General features: G+C 65.6%; 26 protein-coding genes. 9 read left to right on the top strand and 17 right to left on the bottom strand.

Going from position 1 to position 24,329, the window contains the following annotated elements; translation table 11 throughout:
- Positions 1 to 81 precede the first annotated feature (81 nt).
- Positions 82 to 669 carry a lysozyme gene (locus tag ACZ1JV_RS12180; RefSeq protein WP_465151750.1) on the top strand — a complete coding sequence of 196 codons (588 nt, stop codon included), beginning with the start codon at positions 82 to 84 and terminating at the stop codon, positions 667 to 669.
- Positions 670 to 679: 10 nt separating this feature from the next.
- Here ACZ1JV_RS12180 and ACZ1JV_RS12175 read toward each other — a convergent pair whose 3' ends face one another.
- Entirely contained in the window at positions 680 to 1,189 is a 510-nt protein-coding gene (locus ACZ1JV_RS12175; RefSeq protein ID WP_465136120.1) for an Lrp/AsnC family transcriptional regulator, read from the bottom strand.
- Between the two features lie 97 nt (positions 1,190 to 1,286).
- Between ACZ1JV_RS12175 and ACZ1JV_RS12170 the strand changes: the two genes are divergently transcribed.
- Positions 1,287 to 2,285: a DMT family transporter gene (locus ACZ1JV_RS12170; protein WP_465151749.1), complete on the top strand. Its 999-nt coding sequence runs from the start codon at positions 1,287 to 1,289 to the stop codon at positions 2,283 to 2,285.
- Between the two features lie 33 nt (positions 2,286 to 2,318).
- Here the strand turns inward: ACZ1JV_RS12170 and ACZ1JV_RS12165 are convergent, their stop codons facing one another.
- From ACZ1JV_RS12165 to ACZ1JV_RS12155, 3 genes are all read right to left on the bottom strand, one after another.
- Positions 2,319 to 2,675: a VOC family protein gene (locus ACZ1JV_RS12165; protein WP_465151748.1), complete on the bottom strand. Its 357-nt coding sequence runs from the start codon at positions 2,673 to 2,675 to the stop codon at positions 2,319 to 2,321.
- A gap of 33 nt (positions 2,676 to 2,708) precedes the next feature.
- A complete protein-coding gene (locus ACZ1JV_RS12160; RefSeq protein WP_465136123.1) occupies positions 2,709 to 3,545 on the bottom strand; it encodes an arginyltransferase in 837 nt (278 codons plus the stop codon).
- A gap of 471 nt (positions 3,546 to 4,016) precedes the next feature.
- The gene (locus tag ACZ1JV_RS12155; protein WP_465151747.1) at positions 4,017 to 5,270 is read right to left on the bottom strand and encodes a threonine ammonia-lyase; all 1,254 of its coding nucleotides are present in this window, start codon (positions 5,268 to 5,270) and stop codon (positions 4,017 to 4,019) included.
- A gap of 48 nt (positions 5,271 to 5,318) precedes the next feature.
- On the opposite strand from ACZ1JV_RS12155, the gene ACZ1JV_RS12150 reads away from it, so the two are divergent.
- Genes ACZ1JV_RS12150 through ACZ1JV_RS12140 form a run of 3 tightly spaced genes read left to right on the top strand, consistent with a single transcriptional unit; the run spans position 5,319 to position 8,088 of the window.
- Positions 5,319 to 5,486: a hypothetical protein gene (locus ACZ1JV_RS12150; protein WP_465151746.1), complete on the top strand. Its 168-nt coding sequence runs from the start codon at positions 5,319 to 5,321 to the stop codon at positions 5,484 to 5,486.
- Positions 5,483 to 6,379 (top strand): NAD(P)-dependent oxidoreductase, encoded by an 897-nt coding sequence (locus ACZ1JV_RS12145; protein ID WP_395328111.1) that lies wholly within the window; start codon positions 5,483 to 5,485, stop codon positions 6,377 to 6,379. The genes ACZ1JV_RS12150 and ACZ1JV_RS12145 overlap by 4 nt, the downstream gene beginning before the upstream one ends.
- Positions 6,376 to 8,088 carry an amidohydrolase gene (locus ACZ1JV_RS12140; protein ID WP_465151745.1) on the top strand — a complete coding sequence of 571 codons (1,713 nt, stop codon included), beginning with the start codon at positions 6,376 to 6,378 and terminating at the stop codon, positions 8,086 to 8,088. Before ACZ1JV_RS12145 ends, ACZ1JV_RS12140 begins: the two co-directional genes overlap by 4 nt.
- A gap of 267 nt (positions 8,089 to 8,355) precedes the next feature.
- On the opposite strand, the gene tatC is transcribed toward ACZ1JV_RS12140, so the two are convergent.
- The 9 genes from tatC to ACZ1JV_RS12095 form a co-directional block, all read right to left on the bottom strand.
- Entirely contained in the window at positions 8,356 to 9,168 is an 813-nt protein-coding gene (gene tatC, locus ACZ1JV_RS12135; protein WP_465151744.1) for a twin-arginine translocase subunit TatC, read from the bottom strand.
- 45 nt (positions 9,169 to 9,213) lie between these two features.
- The gene (gene tatB, locus ACZ1JV_RS12130; protein ID WP_465151743.1) at positions 9,214 to 9,615 is read right to left on the bottom strand and encodes a Sec-independent protein translocase protein TatB; all 402 of its coding nucleotides are present in this window, start codon (positions 9,613 to 9,615) and stop codon (positions 9,214 to 9,216) included.
- 20 nt (positions 9,616 to 9,635) lie between these two features.
- Positions 9,636 to 9,881 carry a twin-arginine translocase TatA/TatE family subunit gene (locus ACZ1JV_RS12125; protein WP_465136128.1) on the bottom strand — a complete coding sequence of 82 codons (246 nt, stop codon included), beginning with the start codon at positions 9,879 to 9,881 and terminating at the stop codon, positions 9,636 to 9,638.
- Between the two features lie 130 nt (positions 9,882 to 10,011).
- On the bottom strand, positions 10,012 to 10,647 hold the full coding sequence (gene scpB / locus ACZ1JV_RS12120; protein WP_465151742.1) for an SMC-Scp complex subunit ScpB: 636 nt from the start codon (positions 10,645 to 10,647) through the stop codon (positions 10,012 to 10,014).
- Positions 10,644 to 11,462: a segregation and condensation protein A gene (locus ACZ1JV_RS12115; RefSeq protein ID WP_465151741.1), complete on the bottom strand. Its 819-nt coding sequence runs from the start codon at positions 11,460 to 11,462 to the stop codon at positions 10,644 to 10,646. The genes scpB and ACZ1JV_RS12115 overlap by 4 nt, the downstream gene beginning before the upstream one ends.
- Positions 11,463 to 11,466: 4 nt before the next feature.
- Positions 11,467 to 12,477: a beta-N-acetylhexosaminidase gene (nagZ, locus tag ACZ1JV_RS12110; RefSeq protein WP_465151740.1), complete on the bottom strand. Its 1,011-nt coding sequence runs from the start codon at positions 12,475 to 12,477 to the stop codon at positions 11,467 to 11,469.
- Between the two features lie 94 nt (positions 12,478 to 12,571).
- Entirely contained in the window at positions 12,572 to 13,390 is an 819-nt protein-coding gene (locus ACZ1JV_RS12105; RefSeq protein WP_465151739.1) for an SPOR domain-containing protein, read from the bottom strand.
- A gap of 3 nt (positions 13,391 to 13,393) precedes the next feature.
- Positions 13,394 to 15,139, bottom strand: coding sequence for an arginine--tRNA ligase (argS, locus tag ACZ1JV_RS12100; protein ID WP_465151738.1), 1,746 nt, complete (start codon positions 15,137 to 15,139; stop codon positions 13,394 to 13,396).
- A gap of 117 nt (positions 15,140 to 15,256) precedes the next feature.
- Positions 15,257 to 15,496 carry a helix-turn-helix domain-containing protein gene (locus ACZ1JV_RS12095; RefSeq protein WP_465151737.1) on the bottom strand — a complete coding sequence of 80 codons (240 nt, stop codon included), beginning with the start codon at positions 15,494 to 15,496 and terminating at the stop codon, positions 15,257 to 15,259.
- A gap of 609 nt (positions 15,497 to 16,105) precedes the next feature.
- Here ACZ1JV_RS12095 and ACZ1JV_RS12090 point away from each other — a divergent pair.
- Positions 16,106 to 17,668, top strand: a complete 1,563-nt coding sequence (locus tag ACZ1JV_RS12090) for a DUF1570 domain-containing protein (protein ID WP_465151736.1) — start codon at positions 16,106 to 16,108, stop codon at positions 17,666 to 17,668.
- 6 nt (positions 17,669 to 17,674) lie between these two features.
- Here the strand turns inward: ACZ1JV_RS12090 and ACZ1JV_RS12085 are convergent, their stop codons facing one another.
- Complete coding sequence (locus ACZ1JV_RS12085) at positions 17,675 to 18,892, bottom strand: amidohydrolase family protein (RefSeq protein WP_465151735.1); 1,218 nt, start codon at positions 18,890 to 18,892, stop codon at positions 17,675 to 17,677.
- 120 nt (positions 18,893 to 19,012) lie between these two features.
- On the opposite strand from ACZ1JV_RS12085, the gene miaB reads away from it, so the two are divergent.
- Both miaB and ACZ1JV_RS12075 read left to right on the top strand, forming a co-directional pair.
- Positions 19,013 to 20,347: a tRNA (N6-isopentenyl adenosine(37)-C2)-methylthiotransferase MiaB gene (gene miaB, locus ACZ1JV_RS12080; protein WP_465151734.1), complete on the top strand. Its 1,335-nt coding sequence runs from the start codon at positions 19,013 to 19,015 to the stop codon at positions 20,345 to 20,347.
- On the top strand, positions 20,344 to 21,039 hold the full coding sequence (locus ACZ1JV_RS12075) for an alpha/beta fold hydrolase (protein ID WP_465151733.1): 696 nt from the start codon (positions 20,344 to 20,346) through the stop codon (positions 21,037 to 21,039). The genes miaB and ACZ1JV_RS12075 overlap by 4 nt, the downstream gene beginning before the upstream one ends.
- A gap of 89 nt (positions 21,040 to 21,128) precedes the next feature.
- On the opposite strand, the gene ACZ1JV_RS12070 is transcribed toward ACZ1JV_RS12075, so the two are convergent.
- Positions 21,129 to 21,737, bottom strand: coding sequence for a hypothetical protein (locus tag ACZ1JV_RS12070; protein WP_465151732.1), 609 nt, complete (start codon positions 21,735 to 21,737; stop codon positions 21,129 to 21,131).
- 199 nt (positions 21,738 to 21,936) lie between these two features.
- Positions 21,937 to 22,386, bottom strand: a complete 450-nt coding sequence (locus ACZ1JV_RS12065; RefSeq protein ID WP_465136140.1) for an RcnB family protein — start codon at positions 22,384 to 22,386, stop codon at positions 21,937 to 21,939.
- A gap of 281 nt (positions 22,387 to 22,667) precedes the next feature.
- Here ACZ1JV_RS12065 and ACZ1JV_RS12060 point away from each other — a divergent pair, with 281 nt between their 5' ends.
- Positions 22,668 to 23,702, top strand: coding sequence for a PhoH family protein (locus ACZ1JV_RS12060; RefSeq protein ID WP_465136141.1), 1,035 nt, complete (start codon positions 22,668 to 22,670; stop codon positions 23,700 to 23,702).
- Positions 23,703 to 23,850: 148 nt separating this feature from the next.
- Here the strand turns inward: ACZ1JV_RS12060 and ACZ1JV_RS12055 are convergent, their stop codons facing one another.
- Positions 23,851 to 24,150, bottom strand: coding sequence for a GIY-YIG nuclease family protein (locus ACZ1JV_RS12055; protein WP_465151731.1), 300 nt, complete (start codon positions 24,148 to 24,150; stop codon positions 23,851 to 23,853).
- Positions 24,151 to 24,329: the final 179 nt, after the last annotated feature.

Here is a 24,329-nt window from a genome sequence, read left to right as displayed (position 1 = left end):
GCCGGCTGCGCACAAACCATTTTCCTACCGGCCCGCATCCGGCTTACTTGATCGGCCTTCCCGCCATTACGGAGAGGCCTGATGCTGGATCGCAAGCCGATTTTCGATGAAGTCCGCCACCTGATCGGACGCAGTTTCACCCCGCAGGACGTCACCCGTCTCGACAGCGCGATAGACCTTGCGCTCGGCATCGCGCCGGTTCCGGCACATACGCTGGGCGACGCCGGCAAGGCGCTGATCAAGACCTGGGAAGGTTGCGGCAGGAAGCGCCCCGATGGCCGCTTCGGCGCCTATCCCGATCCGGGCAGCCGCGACGGGCTCCCCTGGACGATCGGCTGGGGATCGACCGGCGCGGACATCGGGCCGGGTACGGTCTGGACGCAGGCGGAATGCGATGCCCGTTTCGATCGCGACGTGCAGCGCTATGTCGATGCGGTCGCAAGGTTCCTGGGCTCGGCCGCGACCACGCCCAACCAGTTCGATGCGCTGGTCTCGTTCCACTACAACACCGGGGCCATCGCCAGTTCCACGCTGGGCAAGCTGCACCTGCAGGGCCGGTTTGCCGAGGCGCAGCAGGAATTCGGCAAATGGATCCGCAACGACGGCAAAGTGCTGGAAGGCCTGGAGAAACGCCGCGCGGAGGAAGCGCGGCTCTACGCGGCGCCCTGACCTGTCATACTCAGCCGGGTGGCGGAATGACGACGCCGGTGTCCACCTTCACCCGGTCGAGCGCGATCAGCGAGCCGTAGCTGGCGATGCAGTCGTTCTCTGCGAACAGTTCGCGGGTCAGCGCTTCGTAGGCGCGCATGTCGCTGGTGACGATGACCAGCACGAAACTGACGCCGCCGGTGACATAGTAACACTGCTGCACTTCCGGTCGCGCCCGAAACAGCGCCTTCGCGGCATCGACCGTGGGCGCGCGTTCGTCGCGCAGATTCACCTGCACGATCGAGGTGATGTCCTGCCCCAATGCCGCGGGATCGACCAGCGCGACGTTGCGGGTGATCACCCCCGCTGCCTCCATCGCCGCGATGCGCCGCTGCACCGCCGCCGCCGAAAGGTTCACTGCCTCTGCAATGCGGCGCTGCGGCGTGCGCGCGTCCTGCTGGACGATGCGCAGGATCGCGCGATCGAACGAATCGAGTCGGGGAGAGGTGCGGGGCGAAGATTTGCTGCTGGATCGGGTCACGCTGAGAGCTTTTGTTGCGTTCAGGGGGCAAATCAAGAGCGCATGCCTCATTCACATGATGATATGTCCCGCCTGACTGGCACGATGGAGCGCGAAGATGGAATTGGCGGGAAGCATGACGGCGGGCACCGCGGGCACGCGGACGACGCTGCTGGGTGTGCTTTGCGGGGCCGGGGCGGGCGCGCTCTGGGGCCTCGTCTTCCTTGCCCCGGAACTGGTGCGCGCCTTCGGTCCGCTGGAACTGACGATCGGGCGCTATGTCAGCTATGGCCTCATTTCCGCGCTGCTGCTGGCGCCGCGCTGGAAATCCATCACCGCCCATCTGCCGCGAGACGCGTGGATCGCGCTCTGCTGGCTCGCGCTGACGGGCAACACGCTCTACTTCGTGCTGCTGGTAAACGCCGTGCATATCGGCGGGATCGCCATGACCTCGATCATCGTCGGCTTCCTGCCGGTGACCGTCACCCTCGTCGGCAGCCGCGACCATGGCGCCGTGCCGCTGATCAGGCTGGCGCCGTCGCTGCTGCTCTGCGCGGCGGGCGTGCTGTGCATCGGCTGGCAGGCGATTGCCGCGCCCGGCACGGCGCCGATGGCCTCCCGCCTTGTCGGCTTGGCCTGCGCCGTGGGCGCGCTTGCTTCATGGAGCGCCTTTGCCGTGGGCAATAGCCGTTGGCTCGCCCGGCTCGATGCGGTTTCATCTCACGACTGGAACCTGCTGCTGGGGGTCGTGACCGGCCTGCAAGGTGCGGCGCTGATCCCGCTGGCGATCTGGCAGGCCGACGCGGTGCGCACGACCAACCAGTGGACCGGCTTCCTGACCGTCTCGGTCGGCATCGCCCTGCTGGCCTCGATCGCTGGCAATGCGCTGTGGAACCGGGCCAGCCGCCTGCTGCCGCTGACGCTGGTGGGCCAGATGATCCTGTTCGAAACGCTGTTCGCGCTGGCCTATGCGCTGATCTGGGAGCACCGCCTGCCCACCGTGTTCGAGATCGCCGCCTTCGGGCTGCTGGTGGCGGCGGTGCTGACCTGCCTGGCCGCGCATCGCAAGCCGGCGGACGAGGATCTGGCGGCGCTCAACGAAGGCGCCGCGCACTAGAAACGCGCTGCCTCAAGGAACGTCCAAGGTAGATTATTCCGCCGGCGGCTCCCACAGCTCAACGGGATTACCCTCCGGATCATGGATGCGGGCGAACCTGCCCGTCTCGGGCGTGTCCCAATCGGGATTGGTGATCACCTCGATCCCCGCATCATGAAGGCGGGCGAGCAAGGCATCCAGCCCGGTCACGCGGAAATTGATCATCCACTGCCGGTCGGCCGGAAAATAGTCCGTGTCCTGCGAAAACGGCATGAACACCGTGGGCCCGGCCTGCTGCATCCACTGATAGGGATCGTCCGCCGCAATGCCGAGGTGGGTGCGATACCAGGCCTGCAGAGCCTCCGGTTCTCGCGCCCGGAAGAAGACACCGCCGATACCCACCGCAGACATGCCGTTCTCCCGAATAGTATGCCGGAGGCTTCCTCAGCCGGTGATCGAGGGGACGCCGTCCTTGCGGCCCTTGCCGCCAAGGTCGTCGGGCCCGCGCGGATTGGCCACGGCAGAGGCGATCAGGCGCTCCTGCTCTTCGCTGCTGAAGCGTTCCCAGCCGGCGCGGCCCAGCTTTTCCATCGGCCGGAAGCGCACCTTGTACTGCATCCGCGGCGATCCTTCGACCCAGTAGCCGAGGTAGACGTAGGACAGGTCCATCTCGCGCGCGCGGCTGATGTGGTCCAGAATGATGTAGGTGCCCAGCCCCTGCCGCTCATGATGCGGATCATAGAAGCTGTAGATCATCGAAAGACCGTCGCACTGGCGGTCGGTCAGGCAGGCGCCGACGAGGCGGCCCGGCGTCACGCCGTCCGCCGAAGGCTCCCGATATTCGACGACGTAGCTGGTGACCGGGGTGTGCTCCACCATGTCGGCAAAATCCACCTCGTCCATCGAGGTCATGCCGCCTTCGGGATGGCGCACGGCCAGATAGCGCTGCAGCAGTTCGAACTGCTCACTGGTCGACCACGGACGGCAGACGGTGGCGACGAGATCGCTGTTGCGCTTGATCAGTCGCTTCTGCGTGCCCGATGGAACGAATTCGTCCGCCACCACGCGCACGGAGATGCAGGCGCTACAATCGAGGCAGGAGGGGCGATAGGCCACCGTCTGGCTGCGGCGAAAACCGATGCGGCCCAGCGCATCGTTCAGCGAATCGGCGTGGGGGCCCTTCAGCTCAGTAAAGACCTTCCGCTCGCTGCGGCCCGGCAGATAGGGGCACGGCGCCGGGCTGGTCACGAAAAACCGGGGAAAGCGAACGGGTGCCGTCACGGGCGCAATCTATCCTCTGGCTGGCGGAGAGGCGGCGCTTTGTTAAGCGACCTATCCGTGTCTGCCCTGAATATGCATACGGCTTGGCAACGTTGAAAGCGTTTTAACCACAAATCTGGACCTGTCGGCAACGGAATCGGACGAAGGGGCCCGAGTTAACCCTTTATTGTCCCGGAACGGGCCGAGTCCGCGGCCGATGATTTTTTTGAAAGCGGTAGATCGTCGGTCGTAAAAATGCCTTTCGGCATTTTCCTGCGGCACCGGCCCACTCCTTCACCCTACCACCCGATGGTAGTATCTTGCGGGTGGTAGGGTGAGGGAGTGGGCCGGTGCCGCAAAATCCGCCTGCGGCGGATTTCAAACGACTCTTAGAGCATTTTCTAATCAGGTGGAATCACCTGATGACTCGGAAAATGCGCCAAACCAAAAGCTTAGAGCAGTCGATCCGACCCAGTCGGGTCGAAAACTGCTCTAATCGGTTTCCACCTGACGCACTTCGTACCCTTCGCGGCGCAGCGCGGAGACCAGGGCGTCCAGTTGTTCCTTGTCGCGCGCCTCGCACTCGATCTCGGTGACGAGGCCCTTGGCCGGCAGATGGGTGAAGATGCGCTGATGGAACACCTCGATGATGTTCACATTGTGCTCTTGGAACACCTTGGCCACCTTGAACAGCGCGCCGGCGCGGTCCTGCAGCCCGATCTTCAGGCGTGCGAGGCGGCCGGAGCGAGCAAGATCGCGCAGCAGCACATTCGCCAGCAGGCGCGTGTCGATATTGCCGCCGGACAGCACGATGCCCACCTTGCGGCCCGCGAACAGTTCGCGATTGGCCATGACGGCGGCCAGCCCGGTCGCGCCGGCGCCCTCCACCAGCGTCTTCTCGATCTGGAGAAGCAGCGCCAGCGCGCTTTCGATCCCCGATTCGCTGACCAGCAGGAACTCGTCGAGCAACCCGCGCAGCACGGTGGAGGTCATCTGCCCCGGCGCGAAGACGGCAATGCCCTCGGCCAGCGTATCGCCGCCGATCGGCAGGCTGGTGCCCTTCAGCAGGTTGTACATCGAAGGATAGAGCTGCGCCTCCACGCCAACCAGGCGGATGTCCGGATTGATCGCGCGCGCCGCGGTGCCCATGCCGGTGGCAAGGCCGCCGCCGCCGATCGGCAGCACCAGGGTATCGAGATCCGGCACGTCCTCCAGCATTTCCAGCGCGACCGTGCCCTGCCCGGCAGCGACGTGCGGATCGTCGAAGGGGTGGATGAAGGTCAGCCCCAGCTCACCTTCCAGCTTGCGCGCGTGGGCATAGGCCTCATCAAAGCTTTCGCCTTCCAGCACGACCTTGCCGCCCACGCTTTCGGTCTGCATGACCTTCACCGTCGGCGTGGTGCGCGGCATGACGATGGTCACCGGCACGCCAAGGCGGGTGCCGTGGTAGGACAGGCCCTGCGCATGGTTGCCCGCCGAAGCGGCGATCACGCCGCGCGACTTGCGTTCTTCATCCAGCAGCAAAAGGGCATTGAGCGCGCCGCGTTCCTTGTAGGCGGCGGTGAATTGAAGGTTTTCGAACTTGAGCCAGATGTCGGCGCCGGTGATCGCGCTCAGCGTGGTAGACCGGAGCGTGGGCGTGCGGACCACCTTGCCAATAATCCGCCCCGCCGCCGCGCGAACGTCTTCGGCAGTCAGGAGCGCGCGTTCGGGCTCCTCGGCGATCTTGAGCATTGGCTGTTCCATAGAGGGCCGCGCCTAACGGAATGCGGTGCGATTGGGAAGGCTCGTGTCATGAAAAAGCGCAAGAAGCCGCATCATGGCAATTTTATTGCAGAAACATGGTTGCAAACGTTGCACCTTGTCCTGCCTCAGGCGACTGCAAAGCGCGGCGTAATGCGCGGGATAAGCGCTCCGGCGTGGTTTGCTTTCGTGCAAAACGCGCTAGAAAGAACACCATGAGCGAGCGACGCAAGGTTACCTTCATCGGCCTCGGCGTAATGGGCGGCGCGATCGCGCGGCACATTGCGCTCGCGGGCCACGAACTCACCATCTACAACCGTTCGCCGGAGCGGGCGCGGAAATGGGCGGACGACAACCCCGGCCTGGCCCACCGCATCGCCGCCAATCCGGCGCATGCGGCGCAAGATGCCGAAGTGGTGATCACCTGCGTCGGCAATGACGACGACCTTTCCGAAGTGGTGCTGGGCCCCAACGGCGTGTTCCGCATGCTGAAGAAGGGCGCCACCTTCATCGATCACACCACCGTCTCCGCCCGCATCGCCCGGCAGATCTCGGTAGAGGCGCGGGACCTGCGCATTCACTGCGTGGACGCACCGATGACCGGATCGCAGATCGGCGCCGAACAGGGCACGCTCACGCTGATGTGCGGCGGGCGGGACGAAGCGATAGAGGCGGCGCGCCCGGTGATGGAGGCGTACTCCGCCCGCATCGTCCACGTCGGCAAGGCAGGCTCCGGCCAGATCGCCAAGATGGCCAACCAGATCTGCATCGCCGGCAACGTTGCCGCGCTGGCAGAAGCGGTGCGCTTCGCGCAGGCCTCCCATCTCGACATGGACAAGGTCTATGAGGCGATCTCCGGCGGGGCCGCGCAATCGTGGCAGATGGACAACCGCTGGCACTCGATGAATGCGGACGATTTCGATTTCGGCTTCGCGATCGACTGGATGCGCAAGGACCTTGGCCTCAGCCTCGACGAAGGGCGTGGGCTTGGCGTCTCGCTGCCGGTGGCGGCGCTGATCGACCAGTTCTTCGCCGACATCCAGGCACAGGGCGGCGGCCGGCTCGATACCAGCGCTATCATCAAGCGCCTGCCGAAAAAGGGTAATCCGTGAATTTCAGGAACGGCGCAGGACTTGCCCTGCTGCTCGCATCGACCGTGCTCGCCCAGCCGGCGCTGGCCGACGTGCTGGTCGACAACGTCAACGGCGTCACCGGAGACGGCAAGGGCGGCGTGGAGCATTTCGAAGGCTTCCTAATCGACGATCAGGGCCGCATCGCGCAAGTCTTCCACCACGGTGAAAAGCGGCCGAAGAAGGTCGCCTATCAGGTGGACGGCAAGGGCCGCAACGTGGTGCCCGGCATGATCGACGCGCACGGCCACGTCATGGCGACGGGCTTTGCGAAGATGACGCTGGACCTCTCGATGGCGAAGACGCTGGACGAGGCACTGTCGCGCATCACTGCGTGGTCCGCCGCGCATCCGGACCTGCCGTGGATCCTGGGCTCGGGCTGGAACCAGATGCAGTGGGGGCTGGATCGCATGCCCACCGCAGCCGAACTGGACCGCGCCACCGGCGGCAAGCCTGCGTGGCTCAGCCGCGTGGACGGCCATGCCGGTTGGGCCAATTCCGCCGCCATCGCCGCTGCCGGGGTGACCGCCGCGACGGCCGACCCCAAGGGCGGCGAGATCGTGCGCAGCGCCGGCTCCAAGGCGCCTGCAGGCGTGTTCGTGGACGGTGCGATGGCGCTGATCGAGGCGAAAGTACCCAAGCCCCGGCCTGAGGACCGCGACACCGCCTTTGGCGAGGCGCAACTCGCGCTGCTGGCGCAAGGCGTCACCGCGATTGCCGACATGGGCACCTCGATCGAGGACTGGCAGGCTTTCCGCCGCGCCGCCGACCTTGGCAACATGCGCATCCGCGTGGTCTCTTACGCCGATAGCATCGACAACATGGTGCTGATCGGCGGCCCGCACCCGACACCGTGGCTCTATGCGGACCGGCTGAAGATGAACGGGCTGAAGCTCTTTCTCGACGGCGCGCTGGGTTCGCGCGGCGCTTGGCTGAAGGCGCCTTATGCCGATGCGCCGGGCACCAAGGGCCTGCCGCGCATGGACCAGACGCAGCTTGGCAACCTGATGAGCCGCGCCGCGATCGACAACTTCCAGATCGCCGTCCACGCCATCGGTGACGAGGCCAACGCCACCGTGCTCGATTCGATTGCCGAGCTTTCCGCCACCTACAAGGGTGATCGGCGCTGGCGTATCGAGCACGCGCAGATCGTCGATCCTGCCGACATTCCGCGCTTCGGCCAGTTCGGCACGATCGCCTCCATGCAGCCGCAGCACGAAGCCTCCGACCGGACGATGGCGGAAGCCCGACTCGGCCCGCAGCGGCTTGCCGGGGCCTATGCGTGGAAATCGATCGCCGCGACGGGGGCGAAGCTGGCCTTCGGGTCGGACACGCCGGTAGAGCCTTCCGAGCCCTTCGTGGGCATGGCAGTTGCCATCTCGCGCCAAGGTGCGGATGGGCAGCCGTTCAATGGCTGGCAGCCGCAGGAGATCATCTCACGCGAGGCGGCGCTCAACGCCTATACGACCGGCGCTGCCTACGCGATGTTCGCCGAGGACCGCCTTGGCCGCATCGCCAAGGGATACCGCGCGGACTTCCTGTTCGTTGATGTGGACCCCATGCTGGCAACGCCGCAGCAGCTGCGCGCGACCAAGGTGATGGAGACCTGGATCGGCGGGCAGATGGCCTGGTCCGCCGCGAAGGATCGGGTGATTCCGGAGAAGAAGGTGGATAGTGAGGCCGGGCGGTAAGGCAGAAGTCTTCCGCCCCGGTCTCGCCATGCGTCGCCAGCGTTTGCGACGTTACCGGCACTGGCCACCGACCAAACTTTGCCAAAGTCCGTCATCCCCGCGAAGGCGGGGATCCCGCTTGTTCTTGCGGCATACGAGAGGTTGCAGGAGAAAGCGGGGGCCCCGCCTTCGCGGGGGCGACGAGGGTTGGGATTAACGGGGGTTTGAGAACGCGGGGGCGGTGGCACAAACGGCGGCCCAAGCGCCAGCCCCTCTCAGCTTCCTCGCTTACTCAGCAACGACCTCGATCGGCGCTTCCGCCTCGGCTTTGGCCTTCTCACGCTCGGCGGAGCGTTCGGTGAACCACATCAGCACCAGCGTGCCCTCGTAGAGCGCCAGCAGCGGCACCGCGAGCAGAAGCTGCGAAACCACGTCCGGCGGGGTGGCCACGGCGGCGATGATGAAGATGCCGACGATGGCATAGCGACGCGCGCCCACGCACTGCTTGCGGGTGATGATCCCCGCGCGGTTGAGCAGCATCAGCAGCACCGGCAGCAGGAACGAGATGCCGAAAGCGAGGATGAACTGCATGACGAGCGCGAGGTAATCGCCCGTGCCCGGCAGCGCTTCCAGCTTCAGACCGCCCTTCTCGCCCTCGAACTGGAGGAAGAAGTGGAACGCGGTGGGCATCACCACGTAATAGGCCAGCGCCGCACCCATCGTGAACAGGATCGGCGTTGCGACCAGGAACGGCAGGAACGCCTTCTTTTCCTTGGCGTAGAGGCCTGGCGCCACGAAAGCCCAGATCTGGTTGGCGATCACCGGGAACGAGACGAAGAACGCTGCGAACAGCGCGATCTTCACTTCCACGAAGAAAGCTTCGTACAGCTTGGTGTAGATCAGCTTGCCCTGCCCCGGCGGGAACGCTTCGGTCAGCGGCCGCACCAGGAAGGCGAAGATGTCGCCCGAGAAGTAGAAACACACACCGAACGCCACCGCGAACGCCAGGAAGGCGCGCAGCAGGCGGGCGCGCAACTCGATCAGGTGATCGAGCAGCGGCGCCTGGGTGTCGTCGATATCGGAGATGCGGAAAGGCTGCATGCGGGCGGCTTTACAACAGAGTGCCGGGAAACGGTGGGCCGAAAATCATGGCGGCGGCGGCGGCAGATGGAATTCCGCCTGCTGGGCGCTTTTCTGCTCGGCCACCACCGGCTCCGCACCGTCCGTGACGACCGCCGGCTTGTCTTCCGAAAGGATGTCGGCCGGGGTTACCCGCGCGGGCGGCGGCAGCATTTCCTCGGCCGTGGGCAGAACGGGATTGGCCTTCATGATGGCCTCGTTCTGCTCACGCCATTTGCGCTCCATCTCCTCCAGCTCGGCCTCGCGCACCATGGCGTCGATACCGGCGCGGAAGTGCCCGGAGACCTTGCGCATCTTGCCGATCCACCGGCCGGCCGTGCGCATCGCCAAGGGCATATCCTTGGGGCCGATGACCACGACCGCCACGATGACGATCATCAGAAGTTCGGATGCACCGACGTCGAACATGGCGGCGCCCTACCTTGCGCTCAGACCTGTTCGGACTTGTTCTCGGTGGGCGCCGGTGTGACCGGAGCATCCTGAGTCGCCGTGATCTGCGGGGCGGGAGCAGCCGGGGTCGACGCCTTCTTGGCCTCGTCCTCGTTCATGCCTTCCTTGAAGCTCTTGATGCCCTTGCCGAAGTCACCCATGATTTCGGACACGCGGCCGCGACCGAACAGCACGAGCACGATGACCAGCACGATCATCCAGTGCCAGATCGAGAAGCTACCCATAACCTCAACTCCAAAAACCCTGGCCTGATCGGCGCCAATAGCCGTTGGCCGATTCAGACCCTATCGATCCCATCTAGGGACTTTCATCCCAAGTTGCCAGCCTGTCATCGTCCTGACCCGCGCCGGTCGTCTATTCGTCGCAGTCGGCCGTGTCGTCATCTTCCGGCGGCTCGTCTGAAGTGCCGACCGGCTGAGGCCGCAGCGCAGATTCGATCATCTCGTCATCCACCGGATCGAGCAACCCCGCCGCGCGCAATTCGTCTATCCCCGGCAGTTCCTTCAAGGAGCCGAGCCCGAAATGGGCAAGGAAGTCGGGCGTGGTCGCATAGATCACCGGACGGCCCGGCACTTCGCGGCGCCCGGCGACACGCACCCAGCCCGCCTCCATCAGCACGTCCAGCGTACCCTTGGCGGTCTGCACGCCGCGGATCGCCTCGATCTCGTTGCGGCTCACCGGTTCGTGATAGGCGATGATGGCCAGCACTTCGGTCGCGGCACGGGTCAGCCGGCGCGCCTCTTCCTTTTCCCGCCGTAGGAGGTGCGCAAGATCGGGCGCGGTTTCGAAGTGCCAGCGCTTGCCCCGCTCCACCAGATGGATGCCGCGCCCTTGGTAATGCCCGGCCAGTTCGGCCAGCGCGGCGCGGACCTCCGCTTTGCCGAGGTGATTGGAAATCTGATCGACGGTCAGCGGCTCCTCGGCCGCGAACAGCGTCGCCTCCACGGCGCGGACGAGATCATCTGGCCCCTGCTCATCCTGAAGAGTCACGAGCGCATCGCCTTCAGGCGCAGCGGGCCAAAAGTCTCTTCCTGCGCGATTTCCGCCTTGCCGGTGCGTGCCAGTTCCAGCGCGGCCACGAAGCTGGAGGCCAGCGCCGAGCGGCGCAGTTGCGGATTGGCCCAGGCCTCATGCGCGGGCGGCAGAAAGTCCCGCAAGTCCATCCAGTCCAGCGAGACGCCCAGCATCGAGGAGACGCGGGCGATGGCGCTGTCCAGCGTCATTACCATGCGTTCGCGCACCATGTGTACCACTGGCTGGCTGCGCACTTTCACGTCGCCATAAGCACGCACGAGATCGTACCACGAACATTGCCAGAGCGCCTTGCGCTCCACCCGCAGCCCTTCGGGTGCGCCGCGCAGGAACACGTCGCGGCCGAGGCGGTCGCGCGCCATCAGCCGCGCCGCCGCTTCCCGCATCGCGCCCAGCCGCTGGAGCCGAAATTGCAGGCGTAGCGCCAGTTCCTCGGGGCTGGGATCGGGCTGCTCTTCCTTCGGCAGCAGCAGCGCGGACTTGAGGTAGGCCAGCCAGGCGGCCATCACCAGATAGTCCGCCGCCAGTTCCAGCCGCAGCGCCTCTGCCTCCTCGACATACGTCAGATAGGCGTCGACCAGTTCGAGGATGGAGATCCGGCGCAAGTCGATCTTCTGCCGGCGCGCAAGGTCCAGCAGCAGGTCGAGCGGGCCTTCCCAGCCGTCGATTTCCAGATGCAGCGTTTCCTTGCGGGCTTCGGCACGGTCCTCGCCGTCCCACGCGTCGCCCTCATCGGCCGGAATGTCTGCCGGAAGATCGGCAGGCAGGTCCATCGGTTCAGGCCGCCAGCGCCAGCAGCGCGTCGCGCCGGGCGACGAGTTCGCCGTGGGTGCCGGTGCCTGCCACGCCATCGACGGAAGCCAGCGCCCGCTCCAGCCGTGCCGCCGCTTCGCCGCCCAGCGCGGGCAGCAGATTGGCGATGCCGACCATGTCGTTCATCTTCGCCCAGCAGTTCAGCGCGATGTCGCAGCCCGCCGCGATGGCCTGCGCGGCAAGGTCCGGCACGCTGCCCGAAAGTGCCTGCATGTCGAGGTCATCGCTCAGCAGCAGCCCGGTAAAGCCGATGCGCTGGCGGATCACCTCTTCGATCACGAAGGGCGAAAGTGTGCCCGGATTCTCGGCATCCCACGCGGTGTAGCGCACATGCGCGGTCATGCCGATCGGCGTGTCGTTGAGCGTGCGGAACGGCTCGATATCGAGTTCCAGTTCTTCCTCGCTGGCGGTGACAGTCGGCAGTTCCTTGTGGCTGTCCGCCATCGCGCGGCCATGGCCGGGAATATGCTTGATGCATCCGACCACACCGGCGCGGGCAAGGCCCTGCAAGGTCGCGCGGCCAAGCGCGGCGACGCGCATCGGTTCGAAGCCGAAGGCGCGATCGCCGATCACATCGTGCGCGCCCTTCTGGCGCACATCGAGCGTCGGGTGGCAATCGACGGTGATGCCCACTTCGGCCAGGTCCTGCCCCAGCGCTTCCGCATTGTCGCGCGCCGCTTCGATGGCGCTGGCGGGGGCGAGGTCATAGAGCCGGTCGAACGCCTCGCCCGGCGGGTAGGCCTGCCATACCGGCGGCTTCATCCGGGCGACGCGGCCGCCTTCCTGGTCGATGCTGATCAGCAGCCGATCGCGCCCGTGGATCGCACGCAGATCGTCGGTCAGCGCGCGGATCTGGTCGCGGCTTTCGACATTGCGGCCGAACAGGATGTAGCCGGCGGGATCGGCCTCTTTGAAGAAGGCGCGCTCGTCGTCGCTGAGGGTCAGCCCGGAAAGGCCGAAGATCGCGGGTGTCATGCCGGTTTGCTCGCAAAGTTCGGGCCCGTTCGCAAGGAAAGGCCGATCGGAAATGTGGAAAGGGCGGCCTCTGGAGCCGCCCTTTCCGGTATCGTCACTGCTTGACCTGGCACCCCAGCCCGGCCGACTTCATGCCGGAGCACAAGGCCTTCGCCGCCGCGAGATCGCCGGGAACGGCCTGAAGGCGGAAGACCTTGCCGATATCGGCCTGCCCTTCGACCACGCGGTGGCTGACGCCCGAAAGCGCCGGATACTGCACCTTCAGCGTGGCCCAGCCGGCCTCTGCCGCGGCCTTGTTGGCATAAGCGCCGACCTGCACGCCCACGCCGGAAACGACCGGCTCCGGCTTGGCGGCCGGGGTGGCGGTCGCGGCAGGCTTGGCGCTGGCCTTATCGGCAGGCTTGTCCGCAGCGGCCGGCGCCTTGGCGGCCGAATCGAAGCCCGGTGCCGGCGCGTCAGGCTGGCCCTGGCCGATCTGCGGCGTGCGGCTCTGCCCTTCGGCAACCGCAAAGCTGGTGTCTCCGGTACCGGCAACGACATCGCCGCCCGGATTTTCGGGACGGACCTTGTACGGTTCCTTCGGCGCCTCGATCACGCCGCCGCTGGCGACCAGCGGCTCTTCGCCCTTGTGCCGCGTGGCCCAGAACACGCCGCCGACGATGGCGCCGATGGCGACAAGCGCCAGCACCACCAGCAGCGCCGTCTGGCTGGTGCCGCCGCCCCGCTGCGGTTCGAACTCCTCGTCCTCGCCTTCCAGCCAGGGCAGGCGCACGTCCTCGTCGCCCAGGTTGAGCTGCGCCGGCCGCTCATAGCTCTGCGCGGCGGAACGGGACGCATCGCGTTCACCTTCACCGAAGGCGCCCTCACCGGCATTGCCGCGCGGTTCGTCCCGATCGTCACCCCAACCCATCATCGATTACATTTCCTCCACGGCTTCGACGCCAAGCAGCGCCAGACCGTTGCGCACAATTTGCCCGATCTGCGCGGCCAGGAATAGCCGCGCGGAGGTCAGGTTACCATCTTCGGCGTTAATAAAGCGCTTTTCCACGCGGTCATTGCCCAGGTTCCAGTAACCATGGAACGCGGCCGCCATGTCGCCCAGGAAGAAGGCGATGCGGTGCGGTTCGCGCGCGGCGGCGGCGGCTTCGACGATGCGCGGGAACTGCGCGGCCAGCTTGACCAGCTCCAGCTCTTCCTCGCCCAGCGCTTCGAGATGATCCGAACCGGGTGCGAAACCTTCACCGGCGCCCTTGCGCAGCGTCGAATGGACGCGGGCATTGGCGTACTGCACGTAGAACACCGGGTTGTCCTTCGACGCTTCCACCACCTTGGCGAAGTCGAAGTCCATCTGCGCTTCCGGCTTGCGGGTCAGCATGGTGAAGCGCACCACGTCCTTGCCCACTTCGGTAACGACTTCGGCCAGCGTGACGAAGTTGCCCGAACGCTTGGACATCTTCACCGGCTCGCCATCGCGCAGCAGCTGAACCATCTGGACCAGCTTGATCTCGAACGTAGTCGGCTCGCCATCGGCGCCGGTCATGGCGGCAACGGCGGCCTTGATGCGCTTGACGGTGCCCGCGTGGTCCGCGCCCCAGATGTCGACGAGCGCGTCGGCGGTCTGGGCCTTCTGAAAGTGGTAGGCAAGGTCGGCACCGAAGTAGGTCCAGGTGCCGTCGGACTTCTTGATCGGGCGGTCCTGATCGTCGCCGAATGCGGTCGACTTGAACAGCGGCAGCTCCACCGGCTCCCAGTCCTCGGGCGTCTTGCCCTTGGGCGCTTCGAGCACGCCGTCATAGACCAGCCCCTTCGCGCGCAGCCACGCCTCGGCCTCGTCCGGCTTGCCCGAAGCTTGAAGTTCGGCTTCCGAAGAGAACAGGTCGTGGTGGATGCCCAGCAGGCCAAGGTCCTGCTTGATCATCACCAGCATGGCGGCGACGGCCTTTTCGCGGAACAGCGTCAGCCATTCCGATTCGGGAGCCTTGGCATACTTGTCGCCGAATTCGGCCGCGAGCTGCTGACCCACCGGCACCAGATAGTCGCCCGGGTACAGCCCCTCAGGGATCGCGCCGACGTCTTCGCCCAGCGCTTCGCGGTAACGGACATGCGCCGAACGGGCGAGCACCTGCACCTGCGCGCCAGCGTCGTTGACGTAGTATTCCTTGATGACCTTGTGGCCGGCGTATTCGAGCAGCGTCGCCAGCGCATCGCCGACCACCGCGCCGCGGCAGTGGCCCATGTGCATCGGGCCGGTCGGGTTGGCCGAGACATATTCGATGTTCACGGTCGTGCCGCCGCCGACGGTCGAGCGGCCATAGTCCGCGCCCAGCGCCGCGATGGCGCGCAGTTCGGCCAGCCATGCCGCGGCCGAGAGGCGCAAGTTGATAAAGCCGGGCCCGGCGATCTCTGCCGAAGTCACCGAATCGAGCTTCGACAGTTCCGCCACCAGCGCTTCGGCCAGATCGCGCGGCTTCAGGCCGGCCGGCTTGGACAGGACCATCGCCGCATTGGTCGAGAGGTCACCGTGCGAGGCATCGCGCGGCGGCTCGACCGTGATCGCGCTTCGCTTCAGCCCACCGGGCAGCGTGCCGGCTGCTTCAAGCGCATCGAGCGCGGCGTTGAGGTGGCCTGCGAAGGCGGCGTAAAGGGTCTGGTTATCGCTCATGACGCGCGCGGATAGCCGAAGTGCGGCAAAAGGGAAACAGGCTGCAAGGTGACAGGCCGGTTGACACAGTTGACACGGTCCAGGGCAAAAACCGTCACCTTGCGGCGAAGTGTCACCTTATCGGCCCTCAAGTGTCACCTTGCGCGTCGCAGCCAGATGCTGCGCTTCATCCCAAACCTCGGCAAAACCCTCCCCCAGCCGCTCGCGCAGGCGATAGGCCGATTGCCGGCTCATCCCCACCTCCCGCGCCGCCGCCGCGACCGAGCGGCCATCACGCAGGGCGTAGAGAAAGGCGAGCGCCTTGTATCGGGTCCAGCGATACTGGGAATTGGGGCGACGGGTGCGGGGTTGGGTCATGACGCGCAGGGTATCGCGGCAGCGCGGGTGTAGGAAATGGTTGGGCGGAAAGAAAGCGGACTTTCCAGTGCCGCCCGCATGCCGCCGTTCGCTTCGTCAGGAGTAAATGAGGTTCGCGCAAAGGCGCGGAGGCGCAAAGAGGGCATTCTTGCGGCAAAGCCGCTTATCCTATCGACGCCGCGACTTGCGCAACGCCTGAACGGGGAAAGGGGTGGCGCCCTTACGCAACACCTTTGCGCCTCCGCGCCTCTGCGCGAACCTCCTTATTTCTTCTGTCACTCAAAGCTGCCCCCGCCACCCGCTCAGGCTGAGCTTGTCGAAGCCCCCAAAGACGTGGCGCAAGGCCTCCCATCCTTCGACAAGCTCAGGATGAGCGGGGCGGGTGGGGCGATGCCCGCTTCCCCTCGCTTCCTGCCGTGAAACACCCGATGGCGCGCGATTGCAGAGTTTTAATCCCAACGCACTCCCGTAGATCGCGGCCATTCCCGGCATTGCCCTGCCGCTCCGGATACAAAACGCAGCAAACCTGGATCGCCGCGACAACAATTCCTTAGCCAATTCCCGCGAGTTGCCATAACCGGACGGGGATCGGGGGAATTGGGCACTTACATGAATCGGAAACTGTGGAAGCGGATCGCGTCTGTTCTGGCGCTGTCGGCGGGTAGCCTTGGTGGGCCGGGGGTGGCACACGCCGCATGGATCGAAGCATCGAGCGACCATTTCGTCATCTACGCGGACGATAATGCAAGCGAAATCCGGCGGTTTGCCGGGCAACTGGAAAGCTATCAGGCTGCCATGGCGCTGGCGCTGGGATCGAACGCGCCGGTGCCCAGTCCATCCAACCGGGTCACGGTTTACGTCGTGCGCAATGAGACTGCCGTAAGGGCACTCTATCGCAGCGACGGGGACACGAAAGCCAGCCGCAACGTTGCCGGCTTCTACTTCCCCAATGCCGGTGGTTCGGTGGCAGTCGTGTCCAGCATCCAGACGAGCAATGGCCAGCTCGACTTTTCGATGATCGCGCTCCTGCACGAATATGCGCATCATTTCCTGATCTCGTCGAACGCCTCGTCACGGCCGCGCTGGTTCAACGAAGGGGCCGCCGAATTCTTCGCATCAAGTCGGTTCGATACGGATGGCAGCGTTTGGCTGGGCCGGCCCGCGCAACACCGCGCGGCCGAGCTGTATGAGGCTATGGACGTGCGGGCGTCCGAACTTCTCGATCCGGCCGAATACGACAAGCGCAAGCATGACGGGTTTGACGCCTTCTACGGCAAGAGCTGGCTTCTCTACCACTACCTGACCTTCGAGCCTTCACGCAAAGGTCAGCTTGAAAAATACCTGACCCTGCTCGACGCGGGCAAGGGCCAGCGTGAGGCCGGGCTGGAAGCCTTCGGCGATTTCAAGGAGCTGGAGCGCGGGCTCGACCGCTATCTGGCGGCCAACAAGATGTCGACGCTGAAATTCCCCGCGTCCCTGCTGAAGATCGGCACCGTGAACCTGCGTCCGCTCACGGCGGGCGAAGCTGCGATAATGCCCGCGCTTGTCCGTTCCAAGCGCGGTATCCATTCGCCCGAGGAAGCCGATATGGTGGTGGCTATGGCCCGCCCCCTTGCGGCCCAATATCCGCGTGACGCCATGGTGCTTTCCGAACTGGCCGAGGCCGAATACGACGCCGGGCATGACAAGGAAGCGATCGCCGCCGCCGACGCGGCCCTCGCGGTCGATCCGCGGCGGGTGAACGCCTATGTCCAGAAAGGCTATGCGCTGTTCCGCATGGCAAAGGATGCGGATGATCAGCAGGCGGCCTTTGCCAAGGCCGTGACTCCCTTCATCAAGCTCAACCGGATCGAAAACGACAATCCGATCCCGCTGATCTACTTTTACCGCAGCTTTGTAGAGCAGGGTAAGAAGCCCACCGATCTGGCGCTGTCCGGTCTGATCCGGGCGATGGAACTGGCACCGTTCGACATGGGCCTGCGCATGAATCTGGGACAGGCCTTTCTGGCACGTGGCCAGATGGCCGACGCGCGGATCGTCCTGCTGCCGGTGGCAAACGACCCGCACGAGAGCGGCATGAGCAAGGCTGCCCGCGCCGTCGTCGCCCGGATAGATGCCGACCCGAACTGGAAGGGCGACGGGGCGGCCGCCGTCATGGCGGGCGCGGACTGACCCTGCTTATTCCGCGCGGGACAGCACTTCTCCCGCGCGGATTGTCATCGCCACTTTTGCGAAGGCTGCGGCGTCCACCGCCGGATCGCCGTCGAGCAGCACCATGTCGGCGGCGAATCCGCGCGCGATGCGGCCGCGCTGGGCGGACTGGCCGAAGCGGCGGGCGGGGGTGGTGGTGAGCGCAGCCAGCACGTGGCGCCAGTCCATCGCCTGCGCCATCAGCCGATATTCGGCGCTGGGATCGAACACATCCATGAAGCCGGCGTCGGTGCCGAACAGGACATCGCCGCCTCCGTCGCTCAGCGCGCGGACCTGCTGGACCACGCCGGACACCGGCGTGGCCTCCGCCGGATAGACCTCGAACAGCATCATCGTCGGCACCAGCGCGACATGCTTCTTCACCAGCTTGCGGACTTGCGCGGCATCCCAGGGGCCGGCGAGCGGCGCGCTGTGGGCGAGCACGTCGACGCCGTTCTCCACCGCCGCGTCCAGCCCCGCACGATTGGTGGGATGGGCGAAGACCGGCAGATGGTGGCGGTGCGCCTCCGCCGTCAGCGCGCGGATCTGGTCGGCGGGCATGACCATGACTTCGTCTTCGCCCAGGATCGCGCCGGTGAACAGTTTCACGCCGTCCACGCCTTCCCGCGCCTGCCGGTCCAGCCGCGCAACGGCTTCGGGGGTCGAGCGGATTTCGGGGATGGCGATATGCTCCGCCTCATAGACCGGGCGGGCGTAGACCGGAGTGCCGTCCTTCGGGAAGAACGGATCGCCCACGGTCAGGATCTGCGGCCCGGCGAACTTGCCCTCCCCGATCATCCGCCGCAGTGTGGTGGCGCTGGCAGTGCTCGAGGCAAGGTCGAACACGGTGGTGAAGCCCCAGCGCGTGAACATGTCGCGCAGCTGCCCCTCCAGCTTGGCAGGATCGGCCGCCTCCGGGTGGAGCAGGTCGTGCGTCATCAGATGGACATGGCTGTTCCAGAACCCGGCGACGAGCGTGCGTCCGGTGCCTGAAACCTGGCGCATGCCCTGCGGCACCACGACTTTCGCGCGCGGCCCCACGGCGGCGATGCGGCCATCGCGCACGATCACGACGCTATCGTCCAGCGCCTTCGCCTGCGGATCGGCGTAGACCCTCGCGCCGACGATGGCGAAATCGTCTGCAACAGCCGGTTCGCCCAAACCCATCGCAGCCAGACACGCCGCGACCACTGCCAGCCTTTTCATGCACACCCCCTTCAGTCGCCGCACCGCGACCGGCGCGCAATGGAGCGCAATGCGCAGCCCGGCGCAAGGGCCGCGCCCTCCCCCTTCAAAACCGCCCGAAACGCGTGTATCGGGCCGGTCATGCGCTCCACCCAGATTCCCAAGACCTACCGCGTCAAGAGCTTCGGCTGCCAGATGAACGTCTATGATGGCGAGCGTATGGCCGAACTTCTGGCCGAGCAGGGCATCACCGCCGCGCCGGAAGGCGAGGAGGCCGATCTTGTCGTGCTCAACACCTGCCATATCCGTGAAAAGGCAGCGGAAAAGGTCTATTCCGACATCGGCCGCCTGCGGCGTGAGGACGGCTCCTCACCGCTGATCGCCGTCGCCGGTTGCGTCGCGCAGGCGGAAGGGGACGAGATCATGGCCCGTGCCCCGGCGGTGAAGATGGTCGTGGGCCCGCAGGCCTATCACCGCCTGCCGGACATGATCCGCGAGGCGACCGAGGGCAAGCGCGTCACCGATACCGATATGCCGGCGGAGACCAAGTTCGACGCGCTCCCCCGCCGTCGCCGCTCCGGCCCGGCCGCCTTCCTCACCGTGCAGGAAGGCTGCGACAAGTTCTGCACATATTGCGTCGTGCCCTATACGCGCGGCGCCGAGGTTTCGCGCCCGCATGCCGATCTGATCGACGAGGCCAAGCGGCTGGTCGATGCCGGCGCGCGGGAGATCACGCTGCTGGGGCAGAATGTGAATGCCTGGTATGGCGAGGATGCCAGGGGCCGCAAGGTCGGCCTGGACGGGCTGATCCGCGAACTGGCGGAAATTCCTGATCTCGCCCGTATCCGCTACACCACCAGCCACCCCAACGACATGACCGAGGGGCTGATCGCCGCGCATGGCGACGTGGCCAAACTGATGCCATTCCTCCATCTGCCGGTGCAGGCGGGCAATGACCGCGTGCTGAAGGCGATGAACCGCAGCCACACGGCCGAAAGCTATCTGAAGATCCTGGACCGCGTACGCGCGGTGCGGCCTGACATCGCGCTTTCGGGCGACTTCATCGTCGGCTTCCCCGGCGAAACCGATGCCGAGTTCGAGGATACGCTCAAGCTGGTCGATACGGTCGGCTACGCGCAGTGCTTCAGCTTCAAGTACAGCCCCCGCGCCGGCACGCCCGCCGCGACGATGGCGGACCAGATCCCCGTCGCCGTGATGGACGAGCGGCTCCAGCGCCTTCAGGCCGCGCTGCTGCGCGATCAGTTCGCCTTCAACACGGCTTCGGTGGGCAAGACCTGCGAAGTGCTGGTGGAGCGCAAGGGCAAGCATCCGGGGCAATGGGTCGGCAAGTCGCCCTGGCTGCAATCGGTTCACTTCACTGGTGAGGTGGCGATCGGCGATCTGGTCACCGTCGAACTGAGCGAGGCCATCGCCAACTCGATCTCCGCGCGATTGCTGAGCCCGGTCGCGGCGTGAGCGACCGGCAAGCGCTGGTTCTCGTCCCGGGACTGTCCTGCGACCGCCACGTCTGGCAGGCGCAAGTCGCCGGGCTGGCGGACATCGCGGACATCACCATCGGCGATACGCTGAAGGACGATTCGATCGCGCTGATGGCCAGCCGCGTGCTGGACGCCGCGCCGGAACGGTTCGCGATCGCCGGCTTCTCGATGGGCGGCTATGTCGCGATGGAAGTGTGGCGCCGCGCGCCGGAGCGGGTGATCCGCCTCGCCCTCGTCGATACCAATGCCCGCGCCGATACCGAGGAACAGGCCGCGCTGCGCCGCGCCGCCATCGCCACCGCCCGCTCGCGCGGGTTCGAGCATGTGCTGCGCGGATCGCTGCGCCAGCTGGTCGCGCCGGACTGTCCCGAGCCGCTGTTCGAGGACGTGGTGCAGATGGCCCTGCGCGTCGGTTTCGGCACCTACATGGACCAGCAGGCCGCCATCATCGACCGCGAAGATTCGCTGGAGACTTTGGGCACGGTGACGGTCCCCACGATGGTCATGGTGGGCGACGTGGACGCCCTCACCCCGCCTCGTCTTGCCGAAGAAATGGTGCAGGCGTTACCTGGAGCGATCTACGAACTGATCGCCGACGCCGGGCACATGGCGCCGATGGAGCAGCCGGAGGCGGTCAATGCCGCCTTCCGGCGCTGGCTGGCTCGCTGAGCTGGAGCATTTTCTAATCAGGTGGAATCACCTGATGACTCGGAAAATGCGCCAAACTTAAAACCGACGAAGTCGTGTCGAAAACTGCTCTATTCGAACGGCTTGAGGTCGTCGGCGGAGATCAGTTCCTTGCCGATCGTGTCCGAATCGCTGGCGGGCTGCACGGTGGCGTTTTCGGGATAGACCTTGCCGTCGAACGGCAGCCGCTTCGTGCCTTCGGGCATGCCGCCGCCGGATACGGTGACCGCCAGATCGCGCCAGCCGTGGCTCTTGCTGTCCAGCACGCCGACGGGAAGCTGCACCACGCTGACTTCGCCGACCTTCTTGAAGCCGCCGTTATCGCGCTTCAGCACCAGCAGGTTGCAGCCGCCGGTGCCGCACATCATCGGCCCGCCCAGATAGGCCAGCGTTTCGGGCGTGCCGTCGCCGTCCAGATCGACTTCGGCAGTGGCATATTGCAGCGTGCCCAGATCGCTGGAGACCGCATCCTTGTAATTGGTGCGGATCCAGTCCTCCACGCTCATCTCCGCCACTTCGGTCGCTTCCGAAGTCTCGCTGGCGGTGGCGGCCACTTCGGGCGGAGCCGCGTCCTTCTTGCAGGCGGCGAGCGAAAGCGCGAGGGCGGCGACAGCCAGCACGGCCGGAGCAGTGCGCAGCGCCTTGACGGAATCAGACCCGGTGGAAGCACGTTTTGTCATAGGGATAGGCTAGCCGCAGTGGCGCAGTGCCCGCAAGATCGGCCTGTCGCATAGGTGGCGGTACCCATCTTGCGCCGACGTGATCCGTATGGACGAGACGAAAGAGGCACATGTGAAGAGGGGTTCCGGCGCCTCACGCTCCGGAACCCCTCCCGCGACCCGCCGGGCGGCGGGGGCTATCTCCTGTTGGGGTCGACCCTTACCAGAAGAAGCCATTGAAGACGGTGGCGACGCGGCCGCTCCGCATGTTCACCATGACGACGTCATTGCCGTAACGGACCCAGCGGTGACCGGCGTTCGGCGCCGGCAGGCGATAGCGGGCGTAGTCGTTCACCCAGTAACGGTTGTTGTAATAGGCCGGCTGGAAGCGGTAGCCGACGGCGACCGGGCGATAGGCGTAGCCACGCGGGCCCTGATAGGCCGGGCGGTGATAGTCGTTGCGGTGCGCGCGGCGATAGTCGCGCCAATCCTCGTTACGCTCGCGGCGATCCTCGCGCGCCTCGCGGTAGTCGCCGCGGCGCACGTCGCGATTGATCTCGCGCTGATCCTGCCGCACTTCACGCATGGACTGGGCCGACGCCATGGTGGGGATAGCCACGCTGGGAACTGCAACGCTTGCCGCCAGCACTGCCATGATGATCTTGCGCATTCTATTTCTCCTTGATTCGGCTCACCTTCTTCCGGGCGACCCGAGTGGCCCTTGGGGTGAGTTCATGTTTGAACCCCCGTGGCTGAACGGGGTTGCAATAAGTCCTTCAGGAATCGGTCAGAAGTGTCGCCGGCTTGCGACAAACCGTTCAAACCGCGCCGGAAAGCCGGATTATCCACCGTGAAGCGGGCAACTTTCGCATAGGCCCGCCTTGCGCGGCGCGATGTGCGGAGCCATCTTCAAGGCAGGACGAAAGAAGCATCCTCACCTGAAAGGAGCGCATGGCCCGTAAAGCAGCCCGTGCCGGAGATCCGGCGCAGTTCCGCCCCGAAAGCCAACGTCGGGCGCGTACCGAAGTCGAGTTCGACGAACAGACGCTGCTGGGAGCCGTGTTCGGCCAATTCGATTCCAATCTCGTACAGGTCGAAAACAGGCTCGGCGTCTATATCTCGGCGCGCGGCAACCGTATCCAGATCGAAGGACCGGAAGACGCCGTGGCCCGCGCACGCGACACTCTCAAAGGCATGTATCATCGCTTGGAAATGGGCCAGGACCTCGATTCCGGCGCCATCGAATCGCTGATCGCGATGTCTTCCGAACCGACGCTGGAAGGCATCATCAGCGGCGATGCCGGCACGCCGCCGATCATGATCCGCACCCGCCGCAAGACGATCGTGCCGCGCTCCCCCACGCAGATCGAATATATGCGTGCGCTGGCCCGTTCGGACGTGATCTTTGCCCTCGGCCCGGCAGGCACTGGCAAGACTTATCTTGCGGTGGCGCAGGCGGTTTCGCAGCTGATGACCGGTTCGGTCCAGCGCCTGATCCTCTCCCGCCCGGCCGTGGAAGCGGGCGAGAAGCTGGGCTTCCTGCCCGGCGACATGAAGGACAAGGTCGACCCCTATCTGCGCCCGCTCTACGACGCGCTTTACGACTGCATGCCGCCCGAACAGGTGGAACGCCGTCTGGCCAGCGGCGAGATCGAGATCGCGCCCATCGCCTTCATGCGCGGCCGTACGCTGGCCGACGCTTTCGTCATCCTCGACGAAGCGCAGAACACCACGCGCGAACAGATGAAGATGTTTCTTACCCGCTTCGGCCAGAACAGCCGCATGGTCGTCTGCGGCGACCCCCGGCAGGTCGACATCCCCGGCGGCGACCGCATGAGCGGGTTGGCCGACGCGGTAAATCGGCTGGAAGGCGTGGACGGCATCGACGTGACGCGGTTCACCGTGGCCGACGTGGTGCGCCACCCGATCGTCGGGCGGATCGTCGAGGCTTACGAGGGGCCGCTTAGCCAGTACGAGGCTGGGTGAGAAGGAATTAAGCGGGGTCCCCGCCTTCGCGGGGACGACGGGGGTTTGTTGGGCTGGCCTTATTCTGTGACGCTCTCGCTTTCAAACGAGAGATCTCCAAATAAGACACCGTCGCCCCCGCGAAGGCGGGGGCCCCGCTGTTCTTGCGTCATAGCACCCCGCCCAGCCGATCGAACATGTCCTCCCAATCCGGATTCAGCGTTTCGATCAGCCGGATCTTCCACTCCCGCCGCCATTTCTTGACCGCTTTTTCGCGGCGTATGGCGTCCTCGATTTCATCGTACCGTTCGGCGTAGACCAGCCGCGTAAAGCCGTATTCGCGCACGAAAGCGGAGCCTATACCTTCGCGATGTTGCCAGATGCGACGCTGGAGATGTGCGGTTACGCCGGTGTAGATGCCGCCGCGATAGCGGTCGCTGGTCATGTAGAGCCAGCCGCCTTTCTCCATGTCGATGGCTCCGAAAGAAAAGCGGGGCCCCCGCCTTCGCGGGGGCGACGAGGTTTGGGGTTGAGGGATTGGGGTAAGACGTCAATCGATTGCCAGTTAACTTCCGTCCAACCCACTCCGTCATCCCCGCGAAGGCGGGGATCCCGCTTCCTTTTTCTCCCACCTCCCGGCTCGACCCC

The organism is Novosphingobium sp. BL-S-19 (assembly GCF_055521675.1).
This window is presented reverse-complemented; position numbering and strand designations above follow the sequence as displayed.